Source organism: uncultured Kiloniella sp., from assembly GCF_937128705.1.
Taxonomy (GTDB): domain Bacteria; phylum Pseudomonadota; class Alphaproteobacteria; order Kiloniellales; family Kiloniellaceae; genus Kiloniella.
This window is the reverse complement of sequence record NZ_CAKZMP010000320.1, coordinates 1-13,239: the sequence shown is the minus strand read 5'-3', so window position 1 is coordinate 13,239 and position 13,239 is coordinate 1. Positions and strand designations below refer to the sequence as shown.

The 13,239-nt window shown below is 37.9% G+C and carries 11 protein-coding genes; 7 read left to right on the top strand and 4 right to left on the bottom strand.

Annotation, left to right across the window (positions count from 1 at the left end; all coding sequences use genetic code 11):
* The first annotated feature begins 437 nt into the window (after positions 1–437).
* Complete coding sequence (locus Q0241_RS16040) at positions 438–1,097, top strand: NYN domain-containing protein (protein ID WP_299379265.1); 660 nt, start codon at positions 438–440, stop codon at positions 1,095–1,097.
* Positions 1,098–1,183: 86 nt separating this feature from the next.
* On the opposite strand, the gene smpB is transcribed toward Q0241_RS16040, so the two are convergent.
* Both smpB and dapA read right to left on the bottom strand, forming a co-directional pair.
* Positions 1,184–1,672, bottom strand: a complete 489-nt coding sequence (gene smpB / locus Q0241_RS16035; protein ID WP_299379264.1) for an SsrA-binding protein SmpB — start codon at positions 1,670–1,672, stop codon at positions 1,184–1,186.
* A gap of 4 nt (positions 1,673–1,676) precedes the next feature.
* Positions 1,677–2,570, bottom strand: a complete 894-nt coding sequence (dapA, locus tag Q0241_RS16030; protein ID WP_299379262.1) for a 4-hydroxy-tetrahydrodipicolinate synthase — start codon at positions 2,568–2,570, stop codon at positions 1,677–1,679.
* 251 nt (positions 2,571–2,821) lie between these two features.
* Here dapA and Q0241_RS16025 point away from each other — a divergent pair, with 251 nt between their 5' ends.
* From Q0241_RS16025 to Q0241_RS16015, 3 genes are all read left to right on the top strand, one after another.
* Positions 2,822–4,891, top strand: coding sequence for a lytic transglycosylase domain-containing protein (locus Q0241_RS16025; RefSeq protein WP_299379260.1), 2,070 nt, complete (start codon positions 2,822–2,824; stop codon positions 4,889–4,891).
* A 121-nt stretch (positions 4,892–5,012) separates the two neighbouring features.
* Entirely contained in the window at positions 5,013–5,696 is a 684-nt protein-coding gene (locus Q0241_RS16020) for a haloacid dehalogenase type II (RefSeq protein WP_299379258.1), read from the top strand.
* 22 nt (positions 5,697–5,718) lie between these two features.
* Positions 5,719–6,702, top strand: coding sequence for a threonine/serine dehydratase (locus Q0241_RS16015; RefSeq protein ID WP_299379256.1), 984 nt, complete (start codon positions 5,719–5,721; stop codon positions 6,700–6,702).
* On the opposite strand, the gene Q0241_RS16010 is transcribed toward Q0241_RS16015, so the two are convergent.
* Together Q0241_RS16010 and Q0241_RS16005 are read right to left on the bottom strand one after the other, a co-directional pair.
* Entirely contained in the window at positions 6,699–7,187 is a 489-nt protein-coding gene (locus Q0241_RS16010; RefSeq protein ID WP_299379253.1) for a polymer-forming cytoskeletal protein, read from the bottom strand. The genes Q0241_RS16015 and Q0241_RS16010 overlap by 4 nt on opposite strands.
* Positions 7,188–7,243: 56 nt before the next feature.
* Entirely contained in the window at positions 7,244–7,720 is a 477-nt protein-coding gene (locus tag Q0241_RS16005; RefSeq protein ID WP_299379250.1) for a patatin-like phospholipase family protein, read from the bottom strand.
* Positions 7,721–7,768: 48 nt separating this feature from the next.
* Here Q0241_RS16005 and Q0241_RS16000 point away from each other — a divergent pair, with 48 nt between their 5' ends.
* From Q0241_RS16000 to Q0241_RS15990, 3 genes are all read left to right on the top strand, one after another.
* Positions 7,769–8,848, top strand: a complete 1,080-nt coding sequence (locus Q0241_RS16000) for a hypothetical protein (protein WP_299379248.1) — start codon at positions 7,769–7,771, stop codon at positions 8,846–8,848.
* A gap of 69 nt (positions 8,849–8,917) precedes the next feature.
* On the top strand, positions 8,918–11,851 hold the full coding sequence (locus tag Q0241_RS15995; protein ID WP_299379246.1) for an amidohydrolase family protein: 2,934 nt from the start codon (positions 8,918–8,920) through the stop codon (positions 11,849–11,851).
* Between the two features lie 73 nt (positions 11,852–11,924).
* Positions 11,925–13,169: an amidohydrolase family protein gene (locus Q0241_RS15990; protein ID WP_299379244.1), complete on the top strand. Its 1,245-nt coding sequence runs from the start codon at positions 11,925–11,927 to the stop codon at positions 13,167–13,169.
* Positions 13,170–13,239: the final 70 nt, after the last annotated feature.

The following is a 13,239-nucleotide window of genomic DNA, read 5'->3' as shown; positions in this document are numbered from 1 at the left end:
GTTTGCATAGGAAGGCCATACTTAGGACTCTTGAGGTTGGCCCCTATTGCAATAATGATCACTTGGTTACTACCTTAACGATTTTCATTCTGACTTATTAGTTCAATATCACATCGACACCAAACTTAATACAGAATTGATAATAGCTTGGCCAAGTTACCCACAATCGGAAAGTGTAATCAGCGGGGTAATTCCTGTAAAATTAGAAGGTCGTATTTATAACTAAAAAAAATAGCTAAAATAATAATTTTAATTACCTTTTAATGTATTTTTACTTTAATTTGATTATTGATAGATGAACAAAAAAGAGTAAGCTCGTATCAATAAGAAAAGAATATAACTTCACGAGATCTGTTACTAAAAAAATATCTCGGTATTTATCATCGTTAATTTATATTCTGGACATTTTTTAAATATATTTTTTTAAGGATTTAAAAATGCAATTTTATCCTCAGGAACGCGTAGCCTTATTTATTGACGGGTCGAACTTATATGCCACCGCGCGTGCACTGGGATTTGATATTGATTACAAAAGGCTTTTGTCGTTGTTCGCTGAGCAATGTAGTTTAGTACGCGCCTTTTATTACACTGCACTCATTGAAGATCAGGAATACTCACCGATACGTCCCCTCGTCGATTGGCTGGACTACAATGGGTACACCATGGTGACAAAGCCAGCCAAAGAGTTTACCGACGCTGCTGGTCGTAAAAAGATCAAAGGAAATATGGACATTGAACTGGCAATTGATGTCATGGAAATGTCTGAGCATATTGAACACATTGTTCTGTTTTCCGGAGACGGTGATTTCCGCCGCCTTATCGAAGCCGTTCAACGAAAAGGCGTTAAGGTAACTGTTGTCTCTACCGTCCGCAGTCAACCATCTATGATAGCTGATGAACTTCGACGCCAAGCAGATATCTTCCTCGACTTAATTGAGCTCAAAAGCGAAGTTGGCCGCAAAGTTTCTGATCATAATCGCCCGACGCCCCCGACGCCCATTCAGGCACTGGATCAGCAGCCCGCTGATGAAGATGACTATGATGATGAATATTACGACGATGACGATGATTATGATGAAGTCGATGATAGAGATTAATGCTTCACCTTGTTAACTCCCCAAAAAAAAGAGCCACCCAATTTACCGGGTGGCTCTTTTTTTTATGAGACAGAAAACAGAAACTTTTATCCGCGATCTTTTAGAATACGAGATTGTTGACGCTTCCAATCTCTCTCTTTTTCTGTGTGACGCTTATCAACCGCTTTTTTACCACGGGCAAAACCAAGATTGATTTTGGCAATCCCCCTGTCGTTAAAATAGAGAGACATCGGCACAATTGTGTACCCGTCTCGCCGACACATACCGATCAACTTTGCGAGTTCTTTGCGATGAACAAGCAATTTACGATGTCGTTTCGGCTCGTGATTAAAACGGTTAGCGGCTTCGTAAACAGGTATATTCGCATTGATCAAAAAGAACTCGCCATCTTCTTCGCTGGCATAGGCCTCTTGTATCGACGCCTTACCTGTACGCAGGGACTTTACCTCTGTTCCAGTCAGAACCAGACCAGCTTCCAGGGTGTCCTCAATATTATAGTCATAACGGGCGCGGCGGTTAACCGCGACCGTATTTCCCTTACCAGAAGAAGTGCTTTTCTTTTTTGACTTAGCCATCTATCTAACCGTCGATTAATCCTGCATGCACCATAGCAGCACGAACACGATCTTCAGTCTCTTTGCTTACGGCAAGAAGTGGCAAGCGTAACCGATTAGCTCCCCACCCCAAAAGATGCATACCATATTTCACAGGCCCCGGACTTGATTCAATAAACAACACTTCATGCAGAGGTGTTAGAATATCATTAATCTTGCTTACCTTCTCATAATCACCAGCCCACCATGCTTCATGTAATTCCGAGCAAAGTTTTGGGGCAATATTCGCCGTCACAGAAATGCATCCATGACCACCAAGAGAAAGGAAAGGCACGATTGTCGCATCTTCACCACTCAACAATGTGAAGTCATCACCGCAGGCTAAACGAGTTCTTACAGGCAATGCCAAGTCTGCAGTAGCATCTTTGATACCCTGAATACGCGGCAATTCGGAAAGCCGTTTAACTGTGTCGACATCAATATTCACAATACTGCGACCAGGTACATCGTAAAGGATGATCGGTATATCCGTATTGTCGTGAATAGCCTTAAAGTGTTGATAAAGCCCTTCTTGAGAAGGCTTGTTGTAATAAGGGGTTACAACAAGAGCAGCATCAGCGCCTACTTCTTGAGCGTGGCGGGTGAAATCAATGGCTTCACGTGTAGAGTTTGAACCGGCACCAGCAATAACTGGCACCTTGCCCTTTGCAACTTCAAGACAGAGTTCTGTTACACGTTTATGTTCGTCGTGACCTAGGGTTGGCGATTCCCCCGTAGTTCCGACGGGGCATACCGCGTGGCTCCCTTGATCGATCTGCCACTGTACGAAGTTCTGAAACCGTTTCTCGTCAACATCACCATTTTCGAGCATGGGTGTTGCGAGAGCAGGAAAAGAGCCTCTAAAAAGCGGGCCGGTCATAGCGATACCTCAAAATATCATCGTTGCGTTGTCAAAAGGGCCGAATGCCTTAATGAATGGCGGAGAATAGCGACAGATTTGCATTGCGAAAAGGCCAAATAAAGGCTTCGGTGTTATTTCTTTAATAGTTTAGGGATATCCTTGTTAAATATTTGCGAATTTAACGCCAAATTTAAGAATAGAATCGCGGCTGTCTATTTTGTGATCATCCTTTTGTGGTCACAACCGCGAGTGACTGTTAAGGTTTGATCATGTTTGAATTTACGCGCCGGCTTCGGAAAAAAAAATCATTAAAAATAATCGGGATCATCGGGATTCTAGGAAGTATTGATGTGCTACAGGATACGCCCTATGCATTTCAAATGTCTCCATTAATCCGGGATGCTGAAGCAAATACAGCGGCAACGACAAAAGATTTTATGACCGATAAAGCAGCCTTTAAGTCGGTTGCTCAACACGTCACTCAAAAGCAATACACGCGCGCCCAAGCACAAGCTAAAAAAATTCAAAATTCTCTTATGCGGGATATTGCCCTTTGGATGATCTATTCAAATGACGGCGCTACGCGAGATTTTGAAGCTCTTGCTAAATTTACAGACGAACCTTTGAATTGGCCACGACAAGCAAAACTGACGCGTAACGCAGAAAAGGTTCTTCCTGATTCGTTTTCTGATCAACAGATCCTAACCTGGTTCAAAGACAAAGCGCCTAGAAGCTATTACGGACTAACCAGATATACCTCTTCACTTAAAGCAACAGGCCAAAACGAAAAACTGGAAAGCACTGTCAAAAATTTCTGGATACAGCAATATTTAGGAAAAACAGACGAAAAAAAATTTATAAATCAATACAAATCATTAATTACGACGCAGGACCACATTGATCGACTTGATATCTTGATTTGGAACAAACATTTTGTTGCTGCTCAACGACAGTTATCCCGTGTGCCCAGCGATTATAAAAATCTTGGGAAAGCAAGAATCGCCTTGCTTACAGGAAAAGGAAATGTAGATGGTTTGATCAACCGAGTTTCAACAAAGTTGAAAAATGATCCTTCCTTGATCTACGCCCGCGCCAGATGGAGATTAAAAGCCGACAGGAACCAAGAAACAATAGAGCTGCTTGATCCACCGATACCGACAGCAAGACAAGCCGAGAAATGGTGGCCTATCCGGCATTGGGCAGCAAGAAAGGTTCTTGTACAAAAAGATTATGAAAAAGCATATCGTATTGCTTCCGGACATGGCCTTACGCAAGGCGTTGGCTTTGCCGAAGGTGAATTTCTTTCTGGTTGGATAGCTCTCAGAAAATTGTCCATGCCCCGCAGGGCTTATACACATTTTCACCAACTTTATAATGGTGTTAAATCTCCGATCAGTAAAGCAAGAGCATCTTATTGGGCGGGTCGAGCTGCAAAAGACATCGGGCATGATGATTGGGCAACTCGTTGGTACAGCCTAGCTGCAAAATATCAAACAACTTTTTATGGACAACAAGCAAACTATGAGCTTGGTCAAGAACCTGTCATACACGATTCAACCAAGAAAATAGAGCCCGTCCAACAAGGCATATTTAATGACAAGAAAATTGTTCGCGCAATAAAACTTCTGGATCAACTAGATCAAGATAAATTGGTCATAACCTTTTTGACTCGTTTACGTCTGGATGCACAGACTGACGAAGATCATATACTGGCCGCAGAATTGGCAAACAAAGTTTCTCACCCAAATATTGCCTTGAGAACAGCTAAATCTGCCCGACAAAAGGGGATCCTTTTGCCAGATCTCCTATATCCAGAGATGCAAATTGATACAATTAAAGATTCTCATGCAGATCCTGCGCTTGTTTTAGCGCTCATCAGACAAGAAAGTGAATTTAATCACAAAGCAATCAGCCATGCAGGTGCACGGGGCTTAATGCAACTTATGCCCGCCACAGCTAAATCTGTCGCAAAAAAGGAAAAGCTATCCTATAAAAAGCGCCAGCTAACAGATGATCCCACTTATAACATACAACTTGGCACGGCCTACTTATCTGACTTGATAGGATCATTTGATGGATCGTATGTTATGGCACTAGCGGGCTACAATGCGGGTCCTCACCGCGTTCGTAAATGGGTTAAAGATTACGGAGACCCCAGACATGCAAATGTCAACATTATCGACTGGATGGAACAAATCCCCTTTAATGAAACCAGAAACTACGTCCAAAGAATTCTGGAAAGCCACGTCATGTACCGCAACAAATTAGAACAGACAAATACGGCAATTACGGGCAATCTTCCTTTTTCTTTGTGGGGACACACAAACTCTGGTGGCTAAGAACCGCTGTTTTTCCCATTAATCCTAGGATCTGTTACTAAAATCCACAAATTTCCTTAGCCTAGACATGATAAAATACGCTTAAGGCTTTTCTGCATTCATTCTCTTACGGTTATCTGACATGACAAATCCAGACATCAAGGCATTCGTATTTGATGCATACGGTACCCTGCTAGACGTACATTCAGCAGTGCATAAATTATCGGAAGAACTTGGACCTGAAGCACAAAGCATTTCAGATATCTGGCGCACAAAACAATTGGAATATTCCTGGCTCCGTAGCCTGATGGAAGCACATAGTGATTTTTGGACAGTAACCTCAGACGCCCTCACATATGCACTGAAATATCACGATATGGAAGATCAAGATTTGCATGCGCGATTGATGTCTTTATATCTTGAGTTAACAGCTTATCAAGATGCTCTAAGTACTTTAAAAGAAATAAATAAGTATAAATACACTACACTTGTGCTGAGTAACGGGTCTCAGGAAATGCTGGATAAATCTTTGAAAAGTTCTGGCCTCAAACCGCTTCTTAATAAAGCGATTTCAATTGATGATGTGCATATCTATAAACCGAGCCCACAAGTATATAAATTGGCAACTGATTACGTGGAGTGTCAGCCTGATGAGATACTGTTTGTTTCTGCAAATGCTTGGGATGTCGCCGGAGCAAATTATTTTGGATTCAGAGTGGCATGGATCAATCGCTTCAAGCGACCGCCAGAAGTTTTACCCGGCAGGCCTGAATTTATAATTGATAGCCTTTCCGAACTAAAGCAACTCTATCAGCCCAACACCTAATATTTATTTGGAATTACTGACAATGTCATCGATAGAACTTCCAACTTACAACCATATTTGTAAGGCCCGAGAGAACCTGTACGAAAAGGCAATCTATACACCGCTTATAGAAAATGCCGAGTTAAACCATATAACTGGCGGGCGCATTTTTCTAAAAGCTGAAGTTCTTCAACATACGGGCTCCTTCAAATTCAGGGGAGCGTATAATTTCATCTGCACGTTATCTAAGAAGCAAAAAGAACAGGGTCTACTAACATTTTCATCTGGAAACCATGCCCAAGGCGTAGCTTATGCATCCAAGTTACTTAACGCCAAAGCCACAATAATAATGCCAAGTGATGCCCCTGAAATTAAAATAGAAAATACGCGTTCTTATGGGGCAAGGGTTATCCTTTATGATCGCTTCAATGAAGATCGGGAAGCAATTGGTGCTGAGATTATAAATTCCACAGGTGCCCTGTTAATCCCCCCTTATGATCACCCCCTTATTATTGCGGGCCAAGGTACATGCGGCACAGAGATTATTGAGCAATTATCAGATAAAGGCGTTATTCTAGACGCCATGGTTTCTTGCTTTGGTGGTGGAGGTTTGACATCCGGTATTGCTCTTGCGGTTAAAGAGAAATCCAAAAGCACCAAAATTTATTCTGCTGAACCCCTGGGATTTGACGATATGTCCAGATCCTTGGAAGCAGGAAAGCGTTTGAGCAATGATCCCAAGGCCAGATCTATTTGTGATGCAGTTTTAACCCCTACTCCCGGTAAAATACCCTTTTCGCTTTGCAGTGAGTTATTGGAAGAAGGTCTTGTTGTTACAGATCAAGAGGTAAAAGCAGCAGTTAAATTTGCCTTTAAAACACTTAAACTTGTTGTCGAACCTGGTGGTGCGGTTGCTTTGGCAGCAGTACTGCATAACAAGCTACCAACAAAGAAAAAGGCCATCGCTCTTACCCTGTCCGGGGGGAACGTTGACCCTTCAACTTTTAAAATATGTCTAGAGAGTTAGTTAGAGTTATTCCATGAGGAAGAGGCACCATATATACTTGATTTCTTTTCTTCCTTTTTATCTTCTGACTTAACTTCACTCAAAGGCGCCGCAGCAGGAATAACACCGGATCCATTACTAGATGAGGAAGCTGTCGAGGATTGAGCAGATGAAGATACCGATGCTCCGCCATCAACAGCACTTACAGGACCACTATTCACATTTGTTGGCGGTGTAATCTTTGCAGTTGTAGCTTCAGGAAGAGAGCTAACAGAAGGTTTTGATGATTGTTCAGGTTTATCAGAGATGCGTCTGAATTGGCCTTCGACCTGCGCGCCAGCTTCTATCGCAATTGATTTATGTAGAATATCACCAACAACCTTTGCAGTGCTTGCCAAAGTAATTGTATCAGCATTTAGCTGTCCGCTTACCATCCCGCAAACCCGAACTTCGTCAGCTTTGACAGAACCGGTTACAACCGCTTTTTCACCAATTGTAACTGCCATTTTACATAATGGTACAACTATTGGATTACTTTTAAACTCAATTAGAGGTGTTAAATTTAATAAGTAAAATGACCTTGATAATAATTATCAGTTTTGTATTCAATTTTATTGGTAGATAAATTAGAAACGGTAACTACTACTTCTGTTTCATTCTTAATAATATTAAAGAACATTTCTTCAGTAATATTCTTTCTAATAAGTTTCCTTAGGTTTTTACTCTCTCCAAAAGTTTTTCGCCCGTTTATAAAGTTCCAAAGTGTGTTTGTATGCCTAACAGAAATCACCTTTTCACCATGAACCGATTTTACCTTAAACGGACTGTTACTAAAAATAGCTTTTTGATTTACTGATGTGTACAGTTCCTTTAACTCATCAACCATACCTAAAGCCAAGTGCGACACCATTAAACTACCAGTTGAAGTACCTAAAAACATGTCGTATTCTTTCTTTTTTGTCTTCATCAAATATTGTGCAACACCACCTGCAAATGCGCCTTTACTTCCTCCGCCAGAAATTACCAATGCTTTTTTCATTATTCTAATTTGATTTACCTATTTTTAGTTCTGTAAAAATATCAAAAAATGAAACAATTTTCGCTTTTAATTATAGTCGTTTTAATTTCTTTTTCTTGCAAAAAAGAATATCAACCCAGAACCATTGAAAAAATTAACATTCAGGAGTTTAAAAAGGATAGCACAAGTATTCGTACCATAAAAGCAATTGATAAAAATCATATGATTTTTGCAGGTTCAAAAGGCGATATTAGCACAACCAAAGACGGTGGAAAAACCTGGAAAACTATCAACTTAAAATATCAAGACTCTATTATTCCGCATTTTAGAAGCATCGCTACCAACATTAACGGAACTTTTGCTTTATCAATAGGCAATCCAGCATTGCTGTATAAAATCAATAATAACAACAAACAAATAGTGTATACCGAAACGCATGAAAAAGTATTTTACGACAGTATGAAATTCTTTTCAGATGGTAAGCACGGAATCGCAGTTGGTGATCCAACAGAAAACTGCCCTTCAATTATTTTAACTTCGGATGGCGGAAATACTTGGACAAAACTTCCTTGTGAAAAACTACCGGCTTTCGAGGAAGGTGAAGCTTTTTTTGCTGCAAGTAATACCAATATAAAAGTAATCAACAGTACAGTTTGGATTGCTTCTGGTGGCACAAAAGCTCGAATTTTAAAATCATCTGATTTCGGACAAACTTGGGATGTTTATAACACACCTATTATTCAAGGTGATGGACCACAAGGAATTTATTCTATCGATTTTTACGATGAAAATAACGGAATTGCCATTGGTGGAAATTATGCAAAACCAAACGACAATTGTGCAAATAAAGCCATAACTTCTGATGGAGGAAAAACATGGACGTTAATTGCCGATAATCAAAATCCGAATTATAAAAGTTGCGCACAATATGTACCTGATACCAACGGAAAGGAAGTTTTTGCTGTAGGTAAAACCGGGGTTTCATTTTCTAACGATGGCGGACATACTTGGGCAAAAGTTAGTAACGATTCGTATTACACTATTCAGTTTGTAGATAAAAATACTGCTTGGTTATCAGGACATCAAAAAATTGGAAAACTTGTATTACCGTCTATGAAATGGACTGGATTTAAAATCAAAAAATCCTAATATTTTGTTAAAACAAACATTTCTCAATATTAATCAAATATCTTTAGCCAATAAACAATCAATTATTCAATGAAAAAAACACTCTTACTACTGTTATTCATGTGTATATCAACTATATCTGCACAAGAATATTTTCCAAGTAACACTGGTGTAAAAACCTCAAAAAATAAATTATTTGCGTTTACAAACGCTAAAATTTATGTGAGCGCTACCAATGTTATTAAAAAAGGAACATTACTTATTAAAGACGGAAAAGTTTTAAACATAGGTAAATCGGTTCAAATACCGAATGGAACTGAAATTATTAATTTAAAAGGTAAAACAATTTATCCATCTTTTGTAGATGCTTATAGTTCTTTTGGTGTAAAAGCTCCAAAAAGAAAAAGCGGTAGAGGTCCACAATACGATGCTAGCAGAAAAGGATATTATTGGAATGATCATATTCGTCCTGATACTGATGCTTTTGATGCTTTCAGTTTTGACAACAAAAAGGCTAAAGAATTAGTTAATTTAGGTTTTGGTGTGGTAAATACACATCAAAACGACGGAATTATGCAAGGTAACGGTGTATTGGTTGCTTTAAATAGTGCTTCATCTGACGCATATCGTATTTTAAATAAAAAATCTGCGAACTATTTATCGTTTAGTAAAAGTAGAAAATCACGTCAGTCCTACCCTACTTCTCGTATGGGAGCGATGTCTTTATTACGTCAAACGTATTCTGATGCAAACTGGTATACTGGTGGAAATATCGATAATACAGATTTAGCTTTACAAGCTTTAAATGATAAAAAAGACCTTCCTCAAATATTTAGAGCCGGAAATTATTTAGATGATTTACGTGCTGATAAAATTGGTGATGAATTCGGAATTCAATACACCATTGTAGGTGGAGGAAACGAGTATGAGCGTGTAAACGATATTAAAAATACTAATGCTACTTTTATTATTCCTATTAATTTTAGAAAAGCTTATGATGTAAGTAATGCTTTTTTAGCTGATAAAATTGCGTTAAGCGATATGCGTAAATGGAATCAAGAACCTGCAAACCCTGCTGTTCTTGCTAAAAACAACGTACCATTTGCTTTAACTACTTTTAAATTAAAAAAAGTAAAAGACTTTAATACTAATTTAAACAAAGCTATTAAATTCGGACTAGATAAAACTACAGCTTTAAAAGCCTTAACAAGTATTCCAGCTAAAATTTTAAAAAATGATAAAATAGGAAACTTAAATAAAGGTAGTTATGCTAACTTTTTAATTACTTCTGGTGATATTTTTGATAAAAGCACTACGCTTTACGAAAACTGGGTACAAGGAAACAAAAATGTTGTAAACGATATTACTATAAAAGATCTTTCTGGTGAATATACATTGGCAGTTAATGGCAATACCTATAACATGTCTATCAGCGGAAAAGGTACAAAGCAGAAAGCAACAATTAAAAAAGACGGAAAAAAGGTAAATTCTAAATTTTCTTTTAAAGATAATTGGATGTCTATTACTTTAAGAGAAGGTGATGCTTTTACACGTTTATCAGGAATGGTAGATGCTAAAAACATTAAAGGTAAAGCTATTACCGATACTGGTGATGAAACCAATTGGACGGCTACTTTCAACTCTAAAAAAGAAGATAAAAAGAAAAAGAAGAAAAAAGAAGACAACGTTAATGTTGTTGCTGTTTCTTATCCGAATATCGGATATGGTAATTATACTAAAACTCAAAAAGAAACTATTTTAATTAAAAACACGACTGTTTGGACTTCTGAAAACAAAGAAATTTTAACCAATACTGATGTTTTAATTAAAGATGGAAAAATTTCTCAAATAGGGAAAAACATTTCTGCAAGAGGTGCTAAAGTAGTTAATGGTGAAGGAAAATATTTAACCGCTGGTATTATTGACGAGCATTCTCATATTGCAACTTCTGCAGTAAACGAATCTGGTCATAACTCTACTGCCGAAGTTACTATTGAAGATGTTGTTGATCCTGATGATGTTAATATTTATAGAAATATTGCAGGTGGAGTTACTTCTATTCAAATTTTACACGGTTCTGCAAATCCAATTGGTGGTCGTTCGGCAATTATCAAACTTAAATGGGGTGAAAATGCTGATGGACTAATCTATAAAAACAGTCCGAAGTTTATCAAATTCGCCTTAGGTGAAAACGTAAAGCAAGCCAACTGGGGAGATTTACAAACGGTTCGTTTCCCACAAACACGTATGGGAGTTGAGCAAGTGTATATCGATTATTTTCAGCGTGCTAAAGAATACGATGCTAAAAAGAAAAGCGGACAACCTTATCGTAAAGATATCGAGTTAGAAACGTTGGCTGAAATTATCAATAAAGAACGTTTTATTTCTTGTCACTCTTATGTGCAATCAGAAATTAACATGTTAATGAAAGTTGCTGAAAAATTTGGTTTTAACATCAACACATTCACACATATTTTAGAAGGATACAAAGTAGCTGATAAAATGAAAGAACACGGCGTTGGTGGTTCTACATTTGCAGATTGGTGGGCTTATAAATACGAAGTTAACGATGCAATACCTTACAATGCTGCAATTATGCATAACCAAGGAATTACGGTTGCTATTAATTCAGATGATGCTGAAATGTCGCGTCGTTTAAATCAAGAAGCTGCTAAATTGATAAAATATGGTGGATTAAGTGAACAAGAAGCTTGGGAAACTGTAACCATAAATCCTGCTAAATTATTACACTTAAACGATCGTACTGGTAGTATTAAAGTTGGTAAAGATGCAGATGTTGTTTTATGGAGCGGAAATCCATTATCTGTTTACAGCAAAGCTGAAAAAACAATTATTGATGGTGCTATTTATTTTGATATCGAAGAAGATAAAAAGAAACGTGCAACAATCAAGGCAGAGCGTGCTAAATTGATTAACATGATGTTGCAAGAAAAATTAAAAGGAGCTAAAACACAAGCACCTGTTAAGAAGTCTAAAAAATTATTTCACTGTGATACAGAATAAGAAACCTAAAACATTAAACATGAAGATTAAAGTAATATATAGTTTATTATGTTTCTTATTGATAGGAAATATAATGGCGCAACAAACACCCGCCGCAAAACAAACACAAGATTATACTATCGAGGGAGCAACAGCTCACTTAGGAAACGGAAAAGTGATTGAAAACTCACTAATCATGTTTTCAAACGGAAAAATCTCTTTCGTTGGTAGTGCAATGATGAAAATTGCTAGAAAAGGGAAAGTTATAAATGCAAAAGGAAAACATGTATACCCCGGTTTTATTGCTGCAAACACTTCTTTAGGATTGGCAGAAATTGACGCTGTAAGAGCTACAAAAGATTTTGATGAAGTTGGTGCTATGTTACCACACATCCGTAGTATTATTGCCTATAATACTGAAAGTAAAGTAGTGGAATCTATGCGTCCTAATGGCGTATTAATGGGACAAATTACACCTCGTGGTGGCGTTATCTCTGGAACATCATCTGTAGTACAATTTGATGCTTGGAACTGGGAAGATGCTGCTTTAAAAACAGATGATGGAATTCACATGAATTGGCCAAGAGTTTTTAGTCGTGGTCGTTGGTGGTTAGGAGAAGATCCTGGCTTAAAACCAAACAAAAACTACGCTAAAAACATCAATCAAATTACTGACTACATTAACAATGCAAAGACGTATTTAGCAGGTGATAAAGCTGCTAAAATTTTACCTTATGAAGCTTTACAAGGAGTCTTAAACGGTTCTCAGAAAATGTTTGTGCATGTAAACGGGCAAAAGGCAATTACTGATGTAATTAAAACCTTGAAAAAAGTAGGCATTAAAAACATCGTTATTGTACAAGGAAGTGAAGCTGAAAAAGTAGCCGATTTATTAAAAGAAAATAATATTCCTGTAATCCTATTACGTTCACACCGTTTACCTGGAGCAGAAGATGAAGATTACGACTTACCTTATCGTGCAGCAAAAACACTAGTAGATGTTGGTATTACTGTTGGTTTAGGTATGGAAGGTGATATGGAACGTATGAGTACGCGTAACCTACCATTTTATGCAGGAACTTACGCTGCTTATGGTTTAGGTAAAGAAAAAGCGCTACAATTAATTACTCAAAATAATGCGAAGATTTTAGGTATTGATGATAAAGTAGGTACTTTAGAAGTTGGTAAAGATGCTACACTATTTATTTCTGAAGGTGATGCTTTAGATATGCGAACTAATATTTTAACTGAAGCTTTTATTCAAGGTAGAAAAATTAGCTTAGAAACACACCAAACAAAACTTTGGAAACGCTATTCTAACAAGTATAAATCTGAGTAGAAAATAAAATAAATTGGTTAAAACAAGTAATTTCCACACTGCTTGTCACGATGTAAGCGTCTTTAAGAGG

Coding starts and splice junctions, on each gene's coding strand:
- Q0241_RS16040 (WP_299379265.1), top strand. CDS start 438: ATGCAATTTTATCCTCAGGAACGCGTAGCCTTATTTATTGACGGGTCG.
- smpB (WP_299379264.1), bottom strand. CDS start 1,672: ATGGCTAAGTCAAAAAAGAAAAGCACTTCTTCTGGTAAGGGAAATACG.
- dapA (WP_299379262.1), bottom strand. CDS start 2,570: ATGACCGGCCCGCTTTTTAGAGGCTCTTTTCCTGCTCTCGCAACACCC.
- Q0241_RS16025 (WP_299379260.1), top strand. CDS start 2,822: ATGTTTGAATTTACGCGCCGGCTTCGGAAAAAAAAATCATTAAAAATA.
- Q0241_RS16020 (WP_299379258.1), top strand. CDS start 5,013: ATGACAAATCCAGACATCAAGGCATTCGTATTTGATGCATACGGTACC.
- Q0241_RS16015 (WP_299379256.1), top strand. CDS start 5,719: ATGTCATCGATAGAACTTCCAACTTACAACCATATTTGTAAGGCCCGA.
- Q0241_RS16010 (WP_299379253.1), bottom strand. CDS start 7,187: ATGGCAGTTACAATTGGTGAAAAAGCGGTTGTAACCGGTTCTGTCAAA.
- Q0241_RS16005 (WP_299379250.1), bottom strand. CDS start 7,720: ATGAAAAAAGCATTGGTAATTTCTGGCGGAGGAAGTAAAGGCGCATTT.
- Q0241_RS16000 (WP_299379248.1), top strand. CDS start 7,769: ATGAAACAATTTTCGCTTTTAATTATAGTCGTTTTAATTTCTTTTTCT.
- Q0241_RS15995 (WP_299379246.1), top strand. CDS start 8,918: ATGAAAAAAACACTCTTACTACTGTTATTCATGTGTATATCAACTATA.
- Q0241_RS15990 (WP_299379244.1), top strand. CDS start 11,925: ATGGCGCAACAAACACCCGCCGCAAAACAAACACAAGATTATACTATC.